The 20,065-nt window shown below is 57.2% G+C and carries 18 protein-coding genes; 10 read left to right on the top strand and 8 right to left on the bottom strand.

The annotated features are described in order from the left end of the window. Positions 1-40 precede the first annotated feature (40 nt). Together D0B32_RS28100 and D0B32_RS28105 are read right to left on the bottom strand one after the other, a co-directional pair. Positions 41-403 carry a hypothetical protein gene (locus D0B32_RS28100; RefSeq protein ID WP_117337594.1) on the bottom strand — a complete coding sequence of 121 codons (363 nt, stop codon included), beginning with the start codon at positions 401-403 and terminating at the stop codon, positions 41-43. 112 nt (positions 404-515) lie between these two features. Continuing rightward, on the bottom strand, positions 516-800 hold the full coding sequence (locus D0B32_RS28105; RefSeq protein WP_117337595.1) for a hypothetical protein: 285 nt from the start codon (positions 798-800) through the stop codon (positions 516-518). A 783-nt stretch (positions 801-1,583) separates the two neighbouring features. Between D0B32_RS28105 and istA the strand changes: the two genes are divergently transcribed. Then, on the top strand, positions 1,584-3,110 hold the full coding sequence (istA, locus tag D0B32_RS28110; RefSeq protein WP_117337596.1) for an IS21 family transposase: 1,527 nt from the start codon (positions 1,584-1,586) through the stop codon (positions 3,108-3,110). Continuing rightward, the gene (gene istB / locus D0B32_RS28115; RefSeq protein WP_117337597.1) at positions 3,100-3,876 is read left to right on the top strand and encodes an IS21-like element helper ATPase IstB; all 777 of its coding nucleotides are present in this window, start codon (positions 3,100-3,102) and stop codon (positions 3,874-3,876) included. Before istA ends, istB begins: the two co-directional genes overlap by 11 nt. A gap of 901 nt (positions 3,877-4,777) precedes the next feature. Here istB and D0B32_RS28120 read toward each other — a convergent pair. After that, on the bottom strand, positions 4,778-6,241 hold the full coding sequence (locus D0B32_RS28120; RefSeq protein WP_117337598.1) for an OmpH family outer membrane protein: 1,464 nt from the start codon (positions 6,239-6,241) through the stop codon (positions 4,778-4,780). Between the two features lie 865 nt (positions 6,242-7,106). On the opposite strand from D0B32_RS28120, the gene D0B32_RS28130 reads away from it, so the two are divergent. Next, entirely contained in the window at positions 7,107-8,084 is a 978-nt protein-coding gene (locus D0B32_RS28130; RefSeq protein ID WP_117337673.1) for a GlxA family transcriptional regulator, read from the top strand. 55 nt (positions 8,085-8,139) lie between these two features. Here the strand turns inward: D0B32_RS28130 and D0B32_RS28135 are convergent, their stop codons facing one another. From D0B32_RS28135 to D0B32_RS28145, 3 genes are all read right to left on the bottom strand, one after another. After that, on the bottom strand, positions 8,140-8,898 hold the full coding sequence (locus tag D0B32_RS28135; protein WP_117337600.1) for an alpha/beta fold hydrolase: 759 nt from the start codon (positions 8,896-8,898) through the stop codon (positions 8,140-8,142). A gap of 272 nt (positions 8,899-9,170) precedes the next feature. After that, the gene (locus D0B32_RS28140; RefSeq protein WP_147329580.1) at positions 9,171-10,298 is read right to left on the bottom strand and encodes a helix-turn-helix domain-containing protein; all 1,128 of its coding nucleotides are present in this window, start codon (positions 10,296-10,298) and stop codon (positions 9,171-9,173) included. 8 nt (positions 10,299-10,306) lie between these two features. Further along, the gene (locus tag D0B32_RS28145; protein ID WP_117337602.1) at positions 10,307-11,563 is read right to left on the bottom strand and encodes an MFS transporter; all 1,257 of its coding nucleotides are present in this window, start codon (positions 11,561-11,563) and stop codon (positions 10,307-10,309) included. Between the two features lie 262 nt (positions 11,564-11,825). Here D0B32_RS28145 and D0B32_RS28150 point away from each other — a divergent pair, with 262 nt between their 5' ends. From D0B32_RS28150 to D0B32_RS28180, 7 genes are all read left to right on the top strand, one after another. Next, positions 11,826-12,743 carry a LysR family transcriptional regulator gene (locus tag D0B32_RS28150; RefSeq protein WP_117337674.1) on the top strand — a complete coding sequence of 306 codons (918 nt, stop codon included), beginning with the start codon at positions 11,826-11,828 and terminating at the stop codon, positions 12,741-12,743. A 269-nt stretch (positions 12,744-13,012) separates the two neighbouring features. Beyond that, the gene (locus D0B32_RS28155) at positions 13,013-13,732 is read left to right on the top strand and encodes a hypothetical protein (protein WP_117337603.1); all 720 of its coding nucleotides are present in this window, start codon (positions 13,013-13,015) and stop codon (positions 13,730-13,732) included. 151 nt (positions 13,733-13,883) lie between these two features. After that, positions 13,884-14,270, top strand: a complete 387-nt coding sequence (locus tag D0B32_RS33250; RefSeq protein ID WP_404935611.1) for a DUF3331 domain-containing protein — start codon at positions 13,884-13,886, stop codon at positions 14,268-14,270. A 99-nt stretch (positions 14,271-14,369) separates the two neighbouring features. Beyond that, entirely contained in the window at positions 14,370-14,732 is a 363-nt protein-coding gene (locus D0B32_RS28165) for a hypothetical protein (protein WP_117337605.1), read from the top strand. 7 nt (positions 14,733-14,739) lie between these two features. Continuing rightward, a complete protein-coding gene (locus D0B32_RS28170) occupies positions 14,740-15,990 on the top strand; it encodes an MFS transporter (protein WP_117337606.1) in 1,251 nt (416 codons plus the stop codon). 7 nt (positions 15,991-15,997) lie between these two features. Beyond that, complete coding sequence (locus D0B32_RS28175) at positions 15,998-17,182, top strand: alkene reductase (protein ID WP_310591212.1); 1,185 nt, start codon at positions 15,998-16,000, stop codon at positions 17,180-17,182. Beyond that, complete coding sequence (locus D0B32_RS28180) at positions 17,179-17,541, top strand: TetR/AcrR family transcriptional regulator C-terminal domain-containing protein (protein ID WP_117337607.1); 363 nt, start codon at positions 17,179-17,181, stop codon at positions 17,539-17,541. The genes D0B32_RS28175 and D0B32_RS28180 overlap by 4 nt, the downstream gene beginning before the upstream one ends. A gap of 111 nt (positions 17,542-17,652) precedes the next feature. Here D0B32_RS28180 and D0B32_RS28185 read toward each other — a convergent pair whose 3' ends face one another. Further along, positions 17,653-17,928, bottom strand: a complete 276-nt coding sequence (locus tag D0B32_RS28185; protein ID WP_117337608.1) for a hypothetical protein — start codon at positions 17,926-17,928, stop codon at positions 17,653-17,655. A gap of 266 nt (positions 17,929-18,194) precedes the next feature. Continuing rightward, positions 18,195-19,904: an ATP-binding protein gene (locus D0B32_RS28190; protein ID WP_117337609.1), complete on the bottom strand. Its 1,710-nt coding sequence runs from the start codon at positions 19,902-19,904 to the stop codon at positions 18,195-18,197. Positions 19,905-20,065 lie beyond the last annotated feature (161 nt).

A 20,065-nucleotide genomic window follows, 5' to 3' on the forward strand; every position in this document is an offset into this window, starting at 1 on the left:
CCGAAGCGATTTCATCTGTACTCTGAGGTAAACAGGGCGTCTAGCGATACCGCGGCATGATCTCTTCCTCAATCAGGTCGTACAGATCGTCGCGGACAAACTGCGCGAACTCCTCACGTTCGTAGATAGCGACCGTGACGAAAAGACTCGTGAAGCCGATGGCGATACCCTTGACCGCAACAATCACCCCAAGTGCGATACCCTGCGCCAGTGCGGGGAAGGTCCCCTGCAGACTGGCGAGTCCCAGCACAACTCCAAGACACGAAGTGCAAGCCATGATTACTGGGCTGAAGAACAAAAGGACAGCTGCGGTGTTCCAGAACACTTTGACCGAGCGAGGCAGGCACGCGTGGTCTGGATGAAGGAAGCTGAAATATGGCGTTTGCTGTTGATCGTTGTGCATTTGGAACTCCGATTTCGGGTGGTGAACTCAATCTGTTGGGTCTATCGTTTCAGACGTTTTCGTGAGGCAGAACCAGGTTCTCAGGCTTTGGCGGCAACGCAAGTCCGATCCGTCATCGGAGGACGATGAGCGGTCGTCCGCGGCTAGGCAGCCACTGGTGTGGGCTCGGCCCCCAACGGCGCGAACGCTTGCGCATCGGCTTGGTGCGCCGCTTGTTCTGCCGCAACTGGCGACGCGAATGTGCGATCGGACGCTTCAGATCGGCACTCAGGCGCCGGTATAAGGCTTCAATTGCTCCGGGCGGGATGTCGGCGTCGATATATCCAGTGGCACCTGAATCGGTGACGACCTTGATGACCTCGCGGCCATTGGCAGCGGTGAAGCGTGTGGTTTTCATCTGGGACCTCAGTATCTGTCTGTCTTATCGTTCACTTGCGGAGATGCCGTCGTAGCCACCGTGCTACTACGATGAGTGGCATGAAATAGTCGACGAGACACTGACGGCACTCATCGACGAATACCTGCCAGAGGTTTTTGCTGGAATTGCTCACAGGCTGGTCCTTTTAAAATTGGGTCCGCTGGAATAGCTTGAGGTTTCGGAAAACAGATGCTCATTCAGAATCGCACGAAGGTGCGTCGATGCAAGCCCGGTCAGTCAACGCCGGCATTTCCGACGGACGCGTGGGCACTGAATTGAGATCGGTTTGCGCATCAGAGAGCAGCGAGTGGGACAGCGGCCGCCGCCCCGTCTGAAGAGGCAAGAGCGAGTGTTGTCGCAGGAAAGCAGTCTGGCGGGGCGGAAGTCTTTTTGACGAATGGTCACTGAGCCGTTGCCGGTTCTGGCAGACGGCGAGCCGTGGAAGTCTGGTGGAGGATGCATTGCTGTGTACACGGATATCGCGTGCTGCCCCCGGAATGCAATGAAAAAAGCATCCACGTTCGCGACTTGAGCTGCGATCCGTAATCAATGAAAACCAAGGGATGAAGGAGATGTAAAGAGACTTAGGACTCCTTTTGCAGATGCAAGGCAGGGAAAATCCCGTGCTCTCCGACAGGAGATGCCCGTCTTGTGTGACGATGTTGATTTGCACGGAATCCTGACCCACCCTACGCAGTAATTTGCATCGAATATTGACCCACGTAGAACACTGACCTGCTCGGCAACGGGCAGGGGAACGGAGTGATCGACGTGGCTATATTGAGCATCATCCGACGCTGGCACTTTCGCGATCATGTCTCGTTGCGCGAGATTGCCAAACGGCTGGGCGTGTCCAGAAACACGGTCAGGCGTTACATACGGGCCGACACAGTGCTGCCGGCCTATCCCGAGCGCCACAGCCCCAGCAAGCTCGACGGGTTCGCTGCGAAGCTCGCAGGCTGGCCCAAGACCGAAGCGAGCCGGCCCCGCAAGCAGCGCAGAACCCTCAAACAGATTCACGCGGACCTCTGCGCGCTAGGCTTCACCGGTTCGTATGACCGTGTCGCGGCGTTTGCCCGGCGCTGGCGACAGGAACAGCACGAGCAGGCAAAGACGACCGGACGCGGCACGTTTGTTCCACTGCGCTTCGCCGCAGGCGAAGCGTTCCAGTTCGACTGGAGCGAAGACTGGGCCGTCATCAATGGCGAGCGTGCCAAGCTGCAGGTTGCACAGCTCAAGCTCAGCCACAGCCGTGCCTTCTTCCTGCGGGCATATCTCCTGCAGACACACGAGATGCTGTTCGACGCGCATCATCACGCGTTCGTCGCGTGGGGCGGCATTCCACGCCGCGGCATCTATGGCAACATGAAGACCGCTGTCGACAGGGTGCATCCCGGCAAGGTGCGTGAGGTCAACGCACGCTTCAGCGCGATGGTGAGTCATTACCTGTTTGACGCCGAGTTCTGCAACGTCGCTTCTGGCTGGGAGAAGGGGCAGATCGAGAAGAACGTCCAGGACAGCCGTCATCGGCTCTGGCAGAAGGTGCCGACGTTCGGTTCGCTCGCCGCACTCAACGACTGGCTGGCCGACCAGTGTGTGCTGCTCTGGCAGCAAACGCGACACCCGGTGCAGGATACGACGGTCTGGGATGCGTGGTCAGCCGAGCGACCACACCTGATGCCGGTAGGCCAACCGTTCGACGGCTTCGTCGAACACACCAAGCGCGTTTCCCCAACCTGTCTGGTGAACTTCGAACGCAACCGCTACAGCGTACCGGCGTCGTTCGCCAACCGGCCCATCAGCCTGCGCGTCTATGCCGCAAAGCTCGTCTTCGCCGCCGAAGGTCAGGTGATTGCCGAGCACGATCGGCGCATCAACCGCAGTCACGACCACGGCGAAACCATTTACGACTGGCGTCACTACCTGGCAGTCCTGCAGCGCAAACCGGGCGCGCTTCGCAATGGAGCACCCTTCGCCGAGTTTCCGGCTGGCTTCCGCAAGCTGCAGGGCGTGCTGCTGAAGCGTCCTGGGGGTGACCGGGAGATGGTCGAGATTCTGGCGCTGGTCCTGCTGCACGACGAACAGATGGTGCTCGCTGCAGTTGAGCTGGCGTTCGAAGCTGGCGCGCCGAACAAGCAGACGGTGCTGAATATTTTGAGCAGGCTACTCGACAGCCCGCCTGTGCCGCCGCTGCAGACACCGCAGGCCTTCGCACTGACCGTCGAGCCACAAGCCAACGTCAGCCGCTACGATCGACTAAGGGGCCGGGAGGATAACCATGCAGCCTGACGTCATGATGCAGATGCTCAAGTCGCTCAAGCTGCACGGGATGGCACAGGCGTTGGGCGAGCTCGCAGCGCAGGACTCGCCGGCCTACAAGTCGGCTTCGCTAGTGCTTGCCGGGCTGCTTAAGGCCGAACTGGCAGAACGCGAAGTACGTTCAATCGCGTACCAGATGAAGGTGGCGCGCTTCCCGGCGTATCGCCATATCGGTGGATTCGACTTCAGTTGCAGCGATGCAAACGAAGCGCTGGTGCGGCAGCTGTACCAGTGCAAGTTCATCGACTCGGCGCACAACATCGTTCTGGTGGGCGGACCCGGCACTGGAAAGACCCATCTGGCAACCGCTATCGGTGTGCAGGCTCTCGAACATCATCGCCGTCGCGTGCGCTTCTTCTCCACCATCGAGCTGGTCAATGCACTCGAGCAGGAGAAGCTGGTGGGCAAGCCGGGGCAGCTCGCAACACGGCTCGTGTATGCCGATCTCGTGGTGCTGGACGAACTCGGCTACCTGCCGTTCAGCCAGACCGGCGGTGCGCTGCTGTTCCACCTGCTCAGCAAGCTCTACGAACGAACCAGCATCATCATCACCACCAATCTGAGCTTCGCTGAATGGACCAGTGTGTTTAGCGATGCAAAGATGACGACGGCGCTGCTCGACCGGCTCACGCACCACTGCCACATTGTAGAAACAGGCAACGATAGCTATCGTTTCAGAAACAGCACGACGCAGCCAAAGAAGGAGAGAAAGAAGACCCAGACACCCATTGCATAACCCACAAAGCTGGTCCAACGGGTGGGTCAGAATTCAATGCAAATCGTGGGTCAGGATTCCATGCAAATCAACAGCTAGACCAAGGACGTGTTCGACGTCCGGTTCTTTAACCTGGAACTATGCGGGTAAATGCAGTCAGTACCGGGGGTACATGGCACCTCGAAGGGGCCGCTCTCGAGAGACACAAGCGGCTGTAACGGGTCGAGCCATGCCAGTTGCATGAGGCGTGTGCCGGCGGCGACAATCGCGCCGTTTCGTGGGACGCAGTGCGGCCACAAGGCGACGGTCACTTGCCTTTCTGTTTGGCCGTCGCAGTGGCGGTTGCAGCTCATTAACGGTCATTGATAATCCTGCCTGGTAAGGTCTGTAGGCTATCGATCCGCGCTGGATGTTGGCTCGAAATGCGGAGACTTGGCTATTCCTTTAAATCCCAACGGTTTTCCGGTTAACAGCAGTCGTATGCGAAGCTAATTTGGCCGAGCGCATAAGTAATATTTGCCCTCCCCGATGTTTTTTAGTACGGGGGGGACTGTTGATACCCTATTAACCATGTCGGACCGGCACCATTCTCGCTTTACCACATCTGTCGAAGATATTGGATTACCGACGCAGCCTAAGTTCGGCCATATTTGGCCCAAGTGATCGATGTCAATTGAAGGGCCACGCACCACCGCTACCTGCCCGCTATTGACAAATCCTATCGAAATGCGGGAATCGAATGCGGAGTGTAAAGTCTTGGACAAGTCGCTCAAAGCCTCATGCCTAGCCGTCGTCGATTCACCGCCTGTAAAGAAACAGATCGGAAAGCTCTTAACTACTGGTTCAGCATCATTTAAGTGCGGCGAAACACACGCTGACAGCGTTCGACACAGTAGCAAAAGAGCTAATAAGTGGCCGAGTTTCACTTCAGCGTAAAACTAATGAGTTTGCTTGGATTCTTCTTGAGCTCTTCCACGTAAGCCTCCACCGCCGCTGAGCGATACGGCTCAAGCAGTTCGAGGGGCGAGGCGCCTCCGTCATCGATGACTTGCTGCACACGGAATCCAACAACACGGCACTGCAAGGGCGTATCTCCAAACGTAATGGTGGAGTCTTGACGGTTCCGGCCCTGCTCGGTAGCCGAATCTCCGTGCCCTACGCCTAAGCCTATAGGTATCCCGAAGATACTCCCTCCTCCGCTTCCGGAATGCTGGGTGAACGTGTCCCAATCGTCTGAATTTTCAAAATGAACAGTTATAGCGATGCCTCTGACAACAATTGCCGATAGAACTAAGTAGGTTAGCGGCGCCTTTAGCCCCTTAGGATTTTTTTTCAATGCTGACAGCACTGCCGGATGACTAAAAGCCCCTATCGAAAACCACTGTCCGCGTATTGCAAAGATCTCTTCAATATTTTGAAAGCCAATTTCTAATTTACCGACTCTTTTGATAACTTCGGTAACCTTAGTCGCAGCGCCTTCATGCACGTTTAACTGAAAAAAATCAAAGCTGCCGCCCAGTGAACCGCGCCACTCACTCTCGTGGGTTAGGGACGCAGTGCGGGAAGCACTTAACTCAATTCCATGATAAGTTCCTCTGCTAAGGAAAGCGGGGAGAGATATACTAGGTAGGATATCTTGTCCCATTTCAAAAGCCACGGTCCCGTACACGAGTGGATTGTCAATTGTCGCTGCATTTAGTTGAGGGATTTTCCTCTCTATATCGGGGGTTTTTGGCCGGATCATCTTGTATTCATCGAATTCGCAGTATTGATGGATTGCTATTAAGTTACGATCATCTGCACTAAGTTGTTTCGCCCGCAGTTTATCTATATCCTCAAGATACCCGCCGATTGCTGTTCGGTATTGAGTTATCTTTGAATATTCCAGTTCCGTTGAATAAAATCCGGTCTGCGCTACAGCATAATCGACGGAAGTGGGGTCCGTAAGTCCCTCCGCTGCTGCGACCTTATTCCAGGCAGTGCGCACACGATCTAACTCGGCTTCGAGTTTTTGTTGTTGAACGGTGATGTCCTGCATTTTCGTCTCAATTTGAGCACGAACTTCGGCGGACAGTTCGCTGTCAATCGCAAGCGTCGCCTGCAATAACATTTCCTGATAAGTTGTTGAGTATCTTGACATAAAACTCGGTGACCCGGGGTCGGTCGGAGAGTTAATTATGCTCCGATCCACCCACGATCTGAATATAAATTGATCGTATAACTCGGTGTCCGGTATGAGTTCGAAAGTCGAAATCATGCCCAGAAGGGCAAGTTTATGGGGATTCTGAATCCCCGCGAGGACCGTTATGGCCTCGAACCATTGATTTAACGCGTCTTTAATTCCAGAGTCGTCTACATTTAATGAAACATGTGTAAGGTCGGGCATGACAATCCTCAATTTCAAGGGGTGTTCATAATCGTGGTCCGTTTTATTTCCCGGGCGAGGTCAAGCCACAAATATTTTCACTTTTGAGAGGGGCGAACTGCACGAGCAGAGCCGGCAAGAACAGAAAAAATTACAATATCGGCTCGAACCGAAATTTCGCTCCTGCCTCAACTCGGTAGGAGCGTGGAAATTAAATCGCAGGATTCGAATCGAGGGCGAGAATGCAATAAATTCGATTTACCATCAGTCAAGCCGTCCGATCGAGATCTATTGCAGAAGGATAGGCGTTGTGGACAAGAACACACTAAGGATTACGCTAATCTAATTCTAAAGTCGTGCGTGCGATTGCGAACAGACTAAAACTATTCCGAAGATCAGAAAAGTGATCCGATGTGCGGACAGGACGGGGGCGTTGACGCCGGTGCTTACTCGAGAGCCGGACTGACCGAGCGAAGGGCAGGAGTATCTTGAATGCCGCCCTTGAGGTCCCGACAGGTCGAAGGACTGGAGGGGGTCGATCTGGGTCAATGCGTCGGGCAGAGGTCAGCCATAAAGGGACAGTATCCCTATTCCGCAAATTGGACCTTTAGGAAGCGGACGTTATTTCTCGCCGACCCAACGCACGATGGGATTCGACCGCAGATCAGGGGGCGGCGCTTCGCTAGCCGGCAACGTGCGTTCCGACAGGGCATCGCGTGGAGACCCGCGAACACAGCGGAGAAAATCTAGAAACTTTGCTCAGCGGGAACAAACACCATTGCGAAACGGCGCAGAGGGGACACGGTGTCTACACGCGGATACACTTCAGTCCACGGCAATCATGCCCATGTCTGTCCACGGCAACCCCCTCCCGACGTCAATCAAAATGCTCCGTATCGGCCTTGTTCTCTCCCCTGGTTTTGGCGTCATGAGCCTCTGCACGATGTCCGTCTTCGACATCGCGAATATTGAACTCGGTCAGAAGTTTTATGACGTGCATCTGATCTCCGAATATGGAGGGCCAATGCGCAGTTCGATGGGGGCGGTCGTCGAGACGGAGCAATACGACGATTCAACCTTCGATACGCTGATCACCTGCGGGACTGGAAACATGCCGTGCAGCCCGGCGTTTTGTACCTATCTGCGCGCGACAGCGGCTCGTACGAGGCGCATCGGTGCGACGTGCAGAGGGGCATTTGCGCTGGCCGAAGCGGGGGTTCTCAACGGTGTGCGCGTCACGACGCACTGGTCTTATGCCGCCGATTTCCGGCGTCGCTTTCCGCAAATCAACCTAGACGAGAACCGGCTTTATATAGCAGACGGTTCGATCTGGACGTCGGCGGGCATGACCGCGAGTATCGATCAGTCGCTCGCGATGGTCGAAAAAGATCTCGGATTCGATCTCGCAAAAGCGGTCGCGAAGACTCTGAATCTTGCCTACCGTCGATCAGGCGCTCAACCGCAAGCTTCCGCGCTGCTCGACATCGGGCCGAGGAACGACCGCATGCAATGCGCGATCGCCTATGCACGAGCTAACCTCCACAAGAGCCTCTCAGTGGAGGAACTCGCGCGAGTCGCGCATCTTAGCCCGCGGCAGTTTGCACGCGTGTTCAGGACCGATACAGGCATGTCGCCAGCAAAAGCGATTGAGAAAATGCGGATAGAAGCCGCCCGATTGCTGGTGCAGGATGGGCGGCACTCAATCGAACATATCGCAAGACAAACTGGCTTTGGGAAGACGGAACGCATGCGACGCGCGTTTATTCGTGTATGTGGAACGCCGCCGCAGGGTGTCCGGCGCGACGCACGGGTCGATAGAGAAGAGTACGACTGCGACCGGTTGCTGACCAGTCTGATCGACTGAACAACTGCAGACACGCTGAAGATGGCGACAGGCGAAACTGTCGCCATTCACTCAATTATTGACCATCGGCGGCCGCTTCAATGACCTTCGCCACCGCACGCGGCTGCGAAATATAGACCGCGTGACTGGCCTTGATCTCCGTTGTGGTGGAGTGCGAGCGGCGAAACATTTCGCGCTCCAGATCCGGATTGATCGCATGGTCGTCTGTCGCGACAATGGCATAACTCGGCTTGGAGCGCCAAGCTGGCGAAGCGATGACTGCGGAAATGGCCTTCACCGAAGGAAACACTTGCGAGACCGCCATGATGTCCGTTTCCGAACGGGGCACATCTGCCGCAAAGTCGTCGTGAAAGCGCGCGGGTGAAATAAACAGGAATCCATCTTTCGTCGACGCAATGTCGTTAGAGATGGCGGGTTTGCTCGCGAGAAGCTGCCCAGCGCTTTCGCCGGCGTCCGGTTGCAAGGCGGCCACGTAAACAAGCCGTTCGACATGGGGGTTGTTACCTGCTTCGGTGATGATTGCACCGCCGTAGCTATGTCCTACGAGCACGGCCGGTCCGTCCTGTTGATCCAGGACATGATTGGTTGCAGCAACATCGTCATCAAGCGATGTTTCAGGCGGCTGGACGATGCTTACGATGTAACCATGTTTTCGCAGAATATCGGCAACAGATTTCCATCCGGATCCGTCAACGAAGGCACCGTGGACAAGAACGATGTTCTTGACCGGTCCCGTGGACGCAGCCTGGACTTGTGCTGCGCCCAAGAACAGGGTCATGGACAAGGCTGCAATCACGGTGAGACGCTTAGTCATGAAACTATTCCTTTTCTGTGTTGCTGGGGTGAGAGGTATTTGAAGAACGCAGGAAACCGAATAGAAGAACTATCGGTACGTTCACACGGATGCAGAATGCAGTGGCAACGTATACTTACAGATAGCCCACATTGCGCTTGCCCCGTGGTGCCGTGAATCTTATCGACGACCGTGCGGTGAGCTCGGTCGAAAACCCCTCTTTTAGAGTCGTATCAAAGGGGCGTTGGGGCAGCGGAGAGCCAGTGAGTCTGGCCGTGTGAGGGAGTGTCTCCCTATTGCCTTGCGTGCTTGCGAAACTCGCGGGGTGTCTTGCCAAATGCCGATTTGAATGACTGGCTGAAATGCGCCAGGTTATTGAAGCCCCACGAGAACGCGATCTCACCAATTGAACGGGCGGTTTGCTGCCTGTCTTTCAGGTCTCGCGCACATTTCGTGAGTCTGCGCTCCCAGATGTAGCGCTCTACCGACTGCCCGTCACTGGCGAAAATTGAACTCAGATAGCGCTTCGAAATGCCAAGATGCTCCGCGACACCCAGCGGCGCCAATGAATGACTCCGCAAGTTTGCTTCGATGAAGGCCCTGCCTCGATAGGCGAGCACGGATCGGGTCGCGGTATTCTCACGGAGTGAAGCAGGCGTTTCATCCGCGCTGGACATAAGCGTCATCACGGCCATATCCATTGCCTGTTCGGTCAAACGTTGTGCCACACCGTAACCCAAACCTTCGAAGTTCTGAGCCAGCGATTCGAGGAAGCTCTTCGTCATCGCGCCCATCGCCGTGTCCGTGCCTGCGACCGTCGCGGTGAGCCTTTCAAACGCACCGATTTGCCTGCGCACGAGCGCGCGTGGAATCTCCAGGACTAGCTGCGACATGGCATACGGGAATTCGGCGCTAAAAGTCTTCGAGGTGTCCAGTAACGTCATGTCACCCGCTCGCAGGATGCTCAGTCGATTGTTCTGTTCGACGGTTGCTTCACCCGAGAGCTGCAGGCAAACATATATCTGCTCCTCGCCTTTATGCGAGGTTTTCGGCTCGACACGTGCTATAGCATGGGAAGCCGCGCTAATTTCTATCAGATTCGTCGGACTCGAAAGATGCGCGGTTATCGAGCCAGAAAATCCTTCACCCGCACTACTTGAACACTCCATGTGCGTCAAAAGATTCGCAACCTGAGTCTGCCAGAACGACAGCCTGGCTTTGGGTGGAATCCGGTCAGTGGAAATGAAAACGGGGGCTCGAGTCATAGCCTTGGCATCCGGCTGCTCTTTGCAGCGAATGCATTTGTTGGGCTGCGCGCATTGACCGGAAACGAGGGATTTTCGACTCGATTGCGGGTCGTCGTCTTTGTACGATATCTTCACTTGAATGCCGCTCAACGGGATTGAGCGGCATTCATTCACGACGGTAGCTACTTTTCAAGCACCGCTTTGAGCGTCGTGCCACGCGTGCTGAATGTGCTGATCACAAGCAGGCCAAGCGCGGCCAGCACGCTGCCGAAGCGCATCGTCGAGGCAATGCTGAGGTGATCGACGACGGCCCCGCCGCCTAGAGAGCCGAGCGCAATGGCGATCTGCACGGTGCTGACGAACATCGACGAACCTGCTTCCGGACGGTCGGGTGACGTCAATTGCATCCACACGCTAAGACAGAGCGGGATAGCGCCGTAGACGATGCCCCATACCATGACCGTCGCGATGACCGCGACGTGCGACGCTTGCAGCAAGGGCAAGACAAACAACGCAACCATGACGAGTGCACCCAAGACGAGCAGCGACATCTTCAGATGACGCGTCACGAAAGCCGAAACTGCGAAGTTGGAAGCGAAGCCGACGATTCCGAAACCGAGCAGCACAGCCGTAATCCAGTGCCCACCGAGGCCGGCATTGCGCTCGAGGAACGGCGCAATATACGTGTAGGCTGCGAAGTGAGCGCCGAACAGGAGCCCGACCATCAACATGCTACGCCTCACGCTCGATCGCGCGAGCATCGCGCCGAAGTCGCCGGTCCGCATGGCGGCTTTGGGCGCGATGGTTGGCAACAGCAGCGCTTGTGCAACAAGGGCCAATGCCGCGAGGACCGCAGTGGCGAAAAACGACATCCGCCAGGAGGACAGATCGGCGATCAAGGTGCCGAGCGGCACGCCGATCACGGTAGCGAGCGTAATACCCATGAAAATCGTCGCACTCGCTCGAGCGGCCTGTTCTTCCCGGACCAGTTGTCCCGATGCACCCAGCGCCACGGTCCAGAACCCGCCAAGGCTCGCACCGAGCAATGCGCGACCGATCAGCATCACGGCGAAACTCGGTGCAATCGCCGAGATGAGGTTGGAGGCCAGCAAGAATACGGCGAGAATCAGCAGAATCAGGCGCCGGTTGATCCGCCCGGCGGCAAGCAGCAGCACGGGGGCGGAGATCGCCGCAATGATGCCGGGTGTCGTGGTCATCAGTCCGGCTGTACCGGGCGTAACGCCGAGTTCTCGCGCGATTTGCGGCAGTATGCCTACGGGCATGTATTCGGTTGCGACGAAAGCAAATGACCCAACCGCAACGGACAAAACGGCTAGCCACGATTGACGCGCAGAATGGCCCTCGATTGGCGCATGGAGCGTGTCATTGCCGACGGGAGGTGGACTGGCTGGCGAACTGGCAAGTTGATTGGCATCCATGGACAGACTCCGATTCAGGTAGATTGAGCGTTGACAGACGTTTGCGATGGCTTCGCGTGCCCGTCGATCAGAATTGCTTCCTGTGCAGAGAGTAGGCGGGTTAATGGGGAATGTGCGTCCCCATTGAGGCGATGCGCGATCACTGCTCGTTGCCTGTCTGCGAATCTCCCGGCAGTCATGCGCACATGCACCGTCAGGCGAGTCCCCGCTGTTTCGGGAAAGGAATGTGCGTGCGGCGCCCACCCACTTTCGAGGTATCCCCTTGGCACTCGGCAATGTGAACGACATCGCGACTTTCGTCGCTGTGGTGAAGGCTGGAAGCTTCACATTGGCGGCAAACCAGCTCGGTGTGACGCGTTCAGCGGTCGGCAAGATCATTGCCCGACTCGAGGCGCGTCTACAGGTGCGACTGATTCAACGTACGCCGAGGAGCCTGGGGCTCACGGATGATGGAGCGGCTTTCTTTGCCCGTTGCACGCAAATCCTTGAGGATCTCGAAGAAACAGAGGCCGCCAAGGCTGCCCGAAGTGCGACGCCGACCGGGTCGCTGCGAATCAGTGTGCCAGTTGCACTGGGGCATCGACAGGTGCAGCCCGTGATCGAGTCTTTTCTGGCAAATTGCCCGGCGGTGATTGCTGAGGTCAGCTTTACCGATCGATTCGTCGATCTGGTGGACGAGGGTATCGATATTGCGATCCGGATTGGCGAGCCGAAACCGGATTCGCGACTCATTGCCCGCGTCGTGGCAGAGCAAAGACTCGCGATCTGCGCCGCGCCTCGCTACCTTGAGGCGCGTGGTGTGCCTTTAACGCCGGCTGATCTCGTCGCCCATGAATGCCTCCAGTTCGTGAGCGCTGGCCGTCCTTCGCCGTGGGCGTTTGCGGACCAGCAGAAGATAGCGCTGGAAACGACGGGCCGTTTGCGAATGGACAGTGCCGAAGCGCTCGTCGCCGCTGCGGTGAGCGGTGCGGGGATTATCAACCTGCCTACTTACCTCGTGGCCACGGAGATTCGACAAGGCAGGTTGCTGCCACTGTTGCAAAGCTTCGCTGTGGAGGGGATCCCCATTCGGGCGATGTACCCGACCCGCAAGCATCTGACACCCAAGGTTCGCCTCTTTATTGACCAGCTCATTGCAGCGTGGCAACCCGTCCCGCCCTGGGACCGAGAGATTTCATGAGCAGGTGCGGGCAATAACGCGGCCGTCTCCCTCAGTCCCCGTTTCGCGTTGTCACGAAAAGGGGGATTTGTGACGTCCAGTGTGCAGCGCGCCCAGTTAAATTACTCACGTCTGCGCGCGAGGAGGTCTGCTCACTCGCCTGTCTTATGGAGTCCGTGACAACGGAGCCACCATGCGCGGCTCGCAGAGCCTATGCTTCATCTGGCGATACCCGACGTAGCAACCATCACGGTGCACGGGGATCGCTTGAATACCTTCAGGAGCACGCTGTGAATGATCTATTGGATTTTGCGATTTCCGCGCACGGCGGGATCGATCGCTGGAACGAATTCGCGGAGCTACAGGCGCCCGTTTCCATTGATGGCGCAATCTGGCATCTCAAACAACAACCGGGCCTGCTCAGTGACAAGGTCTTCAGCATCAAGACGCACACAGAGAAGCTGACCATTACCCCGTTCAGCGCGTCTGACCGGCGCAGTGTGTTCACGCCGGGCCGCCTCAGTCTGGAAACGCTCGACGGCAACGTCGTGGAGATGCGTGATAGCCCTGAATCTGCCTATGCGGGTCACAGCGTCGAGACGCCGTGGGACAAGTTTCACGTGGCCTATTTCGCCAGCGAGGCATTGTGGACGTATCTGACCTCGCCGTTCCTGTACACCTATCCGGGGTTTGAAACTGAGGAGATCGAACCGTGGTATGAGAACGACGAAAAGTGGCGCCGGCTGAAGATCACGTTTCCCGATCACGTTGCCAGCCACACGAAGACACAGATTACGCATTTCGGCCCGGAGGGACTGATGCGACGTCACGACTACACGGTCGACATTCTCGGTGGCGCGACCGGCGCGAACTACCCGTCGAACTATCGTGAGTTTCAAGGCATAAAAATGCCGACGACGCGGCGTATCTACGCTTACGACGAGCATTTGCAAAAGGTCCCCGAGCCGCTCCTCGTCACGCTGGATTTCGGTGAACTCAGGTTTAGCTGACATTTCGACCCTGACGGATAGCGGGAATGCATCCAGTTTCGTCAGGGCATATCTCTCAGGGAGTTGACGCGGTATGGATGAGCACTGTGCATGGGAGCGGATTCTCATGTCGCTGGCTGTCGCCTCGGGACATGCCGCCATGACGTTCGAGATGTCGACGTTGGCGGCAGGGCGTCGCATCGAACGCTCATCTCGTGGCGTGCCGTATGTCACTAGCTGGACCCGGCATCGCACCTCCGTGCGAGCCATAGAACCGCAAGGCGAGCGAGCGTTGCTGGTTTGCTGGTGCGATCCCACGTGCTGTCAATACATCGATCAGCGGTGGACCAACGTGACGGCCCGCAAAAATGGGCGCTGTGCGCTGACGGGGCGGCCAATCCGTCGAGGCGATTCGGTGTTCAGACCTCAGTCACGCGGCTTGCGAGCGCCCGGCAACCGGCACGAAATGATCCTCTCTGCCGCCGTGACGACGCAAATGCAGCAAGGCGGCGTGTGCGGGCCTGGCACCACGGCGATCCGGCAGCCGCTTTCTCGTTAGCGTTTTTTATACGTTTTTTAATCGCTGCTGTGAGTCGGACAGTGCAATCGAAGGCGATACAACTCACGCAATCGCTGATTTATAAAGGATACCTATTCAATGGAAATTTCAGGAACAACCAACGCGTCAACGAGCGGAATCGCCAGCCAAGGTGAGAAGGCATCCTCGAGCAACAACGACGTGCCTTCATTCCAGTCTTTACTCGGCGAACTGGGTGGCTTTGCCAAGGGGACACCGGCGCAACGTATGTGGACGACGATCCTGGCGCAACTCGGCATTACCCCCGAGCAACTGCAAAAGATGACGCCGGCCGAGCAAAAGAAAGTCGAAGATCAGGTCAAGGAGATCATCAAAAAGAATACACAGGCCGAACAACAGGCAGTGCAAAGTCCGCAGCCCGCTTCGGGCGTCAAAACCGGTACCGCGGCGAAGAAGCATGTCTCGATCGACATCGAAGTCTAGTGGCTCCATGAAGAACGCTTCCGCCTCGCGTGCGTCGTTTGCCCCGCTGTACTGGATGGCGCTCGGTGCATTCGCCATTGGCACTGAGGGTTTCATGATCGCGGGCATTTTGCCCGCTGTGGCTAGGGAACTCTCCGTTTCCGCGGCCGCTGCGGGTCAGCTCGTGACGATTTTCGCGTTGGCCTACGCCATCAGTTCACCATTGTTAACCGCGATAAGCAGTCGACACGATCGTCGCAAGCTGTTGCTGTGTTCTATGAGCGCGTTTGCGCTTGGTAACGTGCTTGCTGCGCTTTCGCATAGCTACTGGATGCTGGTTGGCGCGCGAGTGATCCTGGCGCTGGCCGCAGGCGTGTACATGCCCGCTGCCATCGCTCTCGCCAGTGCGATGGTCGAACCGGCGCGCCGTGGTCATGCCCTCGCAATCGTCAGCGCGGGGACCACGGTGGCGATAGCGCTCGGTGTCCCGCTTGGCGCATTGGTAGGCAATGCATATGGGTGGCACGCGACATTTGCGTCGGTAGCGAGTCTTGCCTCGCTTGCGACCCTTGGACTGATGGCGGGCCTCGGGCCACAGTCTGGTCCAACAGCACGCGTCGCGGGACTTCAGGAGCGTTTCGCACTGGTTCGGCGCCCGGTCGTGCTCAGGGCGTTGTCGATGACCACCCTCTGGTCGTCGGGAACGTATGCCGTGTACACCTATCTGGCGTCGCTGCTCTCATCGGCCACCATGCTGCAGCCCATTCACTTCGGCATAGCGTTCTTTCTCTGGGGGACGGCTGCGGCGGCCGGGGTATTCGCCGGCGGCCTCGGCACAGACCGTTTTGGCGCAAGGACTGTCATCGCGGTCGGACTTCCGGTACTAACTGCGGCGCTGCTCGCACTGTCCACGACCGGGCACTTTGTCGCTCCCCGGGTCGCGTTGTTTCCCGTCCTTGCGATCATCGTCGTATGGGGCGCCAGCGCCTGGGCGATCCACCCGGCGCAACAGGCTCGTTTGATACAGGTGGCCGGCAGTGAAGTCGCACCCGTGGCGCTTTCGTTGAACGCGTCGTTTCTGTATTCCGGTTTTGCGCTTGGCGCATCCATAGGCGCTTTTACACTGACGCATGGCGGAATCGGCGACCTGGGGTGGGTGGGCGCACTGTGCGAGAGCGCGGCGTTTCTATTGTTGCTGAGCAGCGGTGATGAAACGAGACCTGCCAGCACCGTGACACAAAGCCAGCCTGGGCAGGTCGCGCATGGTCTGAGCGACTGACCTTGCGTTGCTTGCAGACCGGTTCCCGTCGCTTCGAACAACCAATCTGTTTCTGAATCTCCCCAATTACACGGAAATCAACATGTCAATCGAGAACCTTTTCGCTCCCTTGTCTCTTGGCGCGCTCGAGCTGCCTAATCGCATCGTGATGCCTCCGTTGACCCGCATGCGTGCGGGTGCAGGCGGCGTACCGACGCCGCTAAGTGCGAAATACTACGCACAACGCGCAACTGCGGGCCTGATCATTACCGAGGCCACCGCAATATCGCTGCAAGCGCATGGCTACCCCAACATGCCCGGTATTTACAGCCGTGAGCAGATTGCGGGTTGGAGCGAAGTAACGCGAGCCGTTCACGAGAACGGTGGGCGTATCGCGTTACAGATTGTGCATAGTGGACGCGCGTCCCACTCCTCGTATAACGCCGACGGATCGTTGCCGGTGGGGCCATCGGCGATTGCCCCGTCTACCGGCCAGGCATTTACCCCTACCTTCACGTTAGTCGACTTCGAAACCCCACGGCCTCTCGAGATTGCCGAACTGTCCGCCATTGTCGAGGACTTCCTCCAGGCGGCGCAAAAAGCCATTGAAGCGGGATTCGATGCTGTCGAGCTTCACGCCGCCAATGGCTACCTGCTCGATGAGTTCTTGCAGGACGGCAGCAACCAGCGCACGGATCGTTACGGCGGTTCGATAGCAGGACGCTCGCTGCTTTTGATTGAAACGGTGGCGGCAGTGTCAAACGCAATCGGCGCTGAGCGGGTTGGGGTGAGGCTGTCGCCGCACGGTAACTTCAACGACATGCACGACAGTGATCCGCAAGCACTGTTCGGTCACGTAATCGAGCAGCTGAACGGTTTTCATCTGGCTTATCTCCATCTGATCGAGCCGCGTTCGTCGTCGATTGGCGCAGGTGAAGGTCTGAGCGTCGATAGCGCGAACAACGCGGCACTGTTCGGGCGCGCGTACCGTGGGCCGGTGATCTCGGCCGGCGGCTACGATGCCTGGAGTGGCAGTGCCGCGCTCGCCAATGGACATGCGGACGCGATTGGATTTGGCCGGATGTTCATCGCGAACCCCGATCTGGTTCAGCGGATAAAAGTGCTGGCACCCCTGAACGACTACGATCGCAATACATTTTATGGTGGGGCAGAGCGCGGTTACACCGATTATCCCCGTATCGAAACAGTGTGACGGGACAAGGGCGCGATCTGATCGTCGATCGCTTTCGCGTCATCATGTCGGAGGTACCGCGTTTCCCCGAACCTGGCGAGTATCTTTTCGAATGCGGCAAGATGCCGTTCCTTCATCGAATCCATCTGGTTTTCGATGAAGAAATCAAGCTTGGGACACTAATCGTCGCTGATGTTCCGACTGCCGCCAGTCAGTTTCTCGGTATGGTTAACGATGCCATTTTTTGGCCACGTTTTTTCCTCATGAGCATGACCGTCAGTGATGAGCGCGTAAGTCAGGTCATTGACGAAGCAGTCATTACCATGCTGCAACGATACGGCGCACCGAAAAAGCACGAAAGCAAACGTGCGTTGACCTGAAGCACCAGTCAATTCTGGTTAGGAAGAGGGGGCGGCGACGGACAAGTTGTGGAGAAACAAGTTCTGCTTGATGAGTGATGAGAACCGGTGGCCGTGCAACATGCCTTCAGCTCAACGCCTCTTCCCATTGCTTTCCTTCGTATTTGCGGCTTCGTCAAACGCCGCATCGATGCCAACGGTGGCGATGCGTTGCACCAGCCCAGCCTCTTTTGCCAGTTCACGCGCCTCGAGGCGCGTGGCAAGCAAATCGAGAAATACCGTGATGTCGGCCATTCCATGCCGGATCTTAAAATCCTCAAGTATCTCGGTCATGGCTGCTTGAAAAGACGCGAGACCCCGCGTGCTGGCTATGTGCGAGCCACCACGTGCCAATTCAACGCTATACATGCTTTCAACCTCAGCGAGCCTGCGAACTCGCGCGGCGTTTGTTCCTTTTCTCATTTTTTGTTTGTTTCTATCGACATGCTCTTGAGCTTCTCTTGGCAGTTTAATAGATATGAATCGCCATCCGACACCATCGGATTTAAGCCACCTGTTGGTGCGACCACGATCTAGTGAATTAGCCGCGCAGGGTCGACGCACTGAAGAGACAGTGGATTTGTACAGGGGCGCGTTTCGAGCTGTGATGCTGTACACGACATCTGTGCAGTATCCTAAATAATTCCGCGCAGCCTTCCGTCTGAGCGATTTGCCAAGATGTATTGCAATTTATCCAACGAGAGCGGTTTTGTCAGGTGGTAATCAAAGCCGGCGGCCAAGGCCCGCGATTTATCTGATTCGGACGCGTATCCAGACAGCGCCACGAGGAGTATGCCGTTGAGTTCAGGCTTTTCGCGAATCGCTCGCGCAACGTCAAAGCCGTCCATATCTGGCATCCCTAAATCGACGATAGCGACCTCGGGTGGTCGTTCGGACATCACGGATACTGCTTCACGTCCACTATCAGCCGTGCTCACCTCATGACCGTCGAGTCCAAGGAGAACTCCCAAGGCCTGGAGGGCATCTGGATTGTCGTCGACCAGGAGCACGTGCGCCGGACCCGCAGGTCCGACGACCAGAGTCGGACGTGGCGCATCCAAACCAGCTGAACTCCGCAGTATCGGCAGTCTGAGTATCACCTCAGTCCCGCGGCCTTGACCTTCGCTTCGAAGTGCGATTGTGCCTCCGTGAAGTTCAACCATGCGCTTCGCCACAGCCAGTCCAATTCCCAGTCCCCCTGCAGCGTGGTCTTTACCACGCGCAGACTGCGCGAACAATTCGAAGAGGCGAGGCTGGACCTCATAATCGATTCCGATGCCGTTGTCTTTGACGCGAATCAGCACGACGTCTGGTACATCGCCGCGGATTTCACTGCTCTCAATGCTCACGTCCAGCTCGATTGTGCCGCCGACAGGTGTGTACTTCGCGGCATTTGAAAGGAGGTTGCCCAGCACCTGGCTAAGGCGAACGTGGTCGGCGCGGACGTGGACCGGTGCGTCGAGTCCCGTGATTCTCAGGGTATGTCTGCGAGCCTTGACGTGGTGTGTAACTGCCGTCACCGCGTCGAAAGCAATGCTATTCAACGATGTATCGCTTTGCCGGACGGCCAGCTTTCCGTGCTTGAGACGGGCGGCATCAAGCAGATCATCCACCAACGTTCGAAGATGCCTCATTTGCCGTTCGGCGATGGTTAACACCTCGACAGCGCGTTCGTTGTCGGCACAGAGACGTTTCGCAGCAGTTATGGCGCCGTCGATGGGCGTCATCGGGTTTCGGAGTTCATGTCCCAGCATCGCGATAAATTCACCATGCCGGCGCTCGCTTTCCTCGCTGTCGTCCCGTGCATTGACAATAGTCAACGCAGACCCTGCGAAGGCCGCGAGATTCGAAAGCAGCCGAACGTCCTCGTCGTCAAACGGGCAGTCGTGGGCGTGCGCCATAACCCAGATTGCGCCGAGCTGCGCCCCGCCTGCCGGTATCGGGACCACAATCCCCTCGGTGACAAGGACGCCGGGAAAGCGAAGGCACGGAAAATGGTCCTGCGGCCGAATGAAGTACTGCGGGGCGCCTGCCTGCAGTGTCAGACCGCATGGGCACTCGTCCCACGCTGTTGTCTTGCCTTGCAAGGCTGCACAAATCCCCGAAACGGCGAGCCATCGGAAGTGTCGATTTTCGCCATTTCCTTCAACAAGACTGATACCGGCACTCCCAGCCTTGCAAAGCAGGAGTGCCTCATCTGCAATTGCCTGTAACAGTTTGGCCTTGGGCCCCGTCTGAGCCCGGGCGAGCCGAACAAGCGAGCTGTTTTCGGACGCGTGGTCTGGCTGCCTCGCAGTCCGCGAAGCAAGATGCGAATTACCGGTTGGCACGCGACTACGTTCCATGGAATCCGAATCAGTTTAAGAGAATACGCGGAACGAGGAGCTCGCTCGGCTGCTCGGGGAATTGAAGCGACCCCGACGTTCGCGCAGAGCCCGGAGACGATTCCGCGAAAAAACGCCGGTTACACCCAGGTTCAGCTTCCAGATGGTCTATCGGCGCTTTT

Source organism: Paraburkholderia sp. DHOC27 (genome assembly GCF_003429005.1).
Taxonomy (GTDB): Bacteria; Pseudomonadota; Gammaproteobacteria; order Burkholderiales; family Burkholderiaceae; genus Paraburkholderia.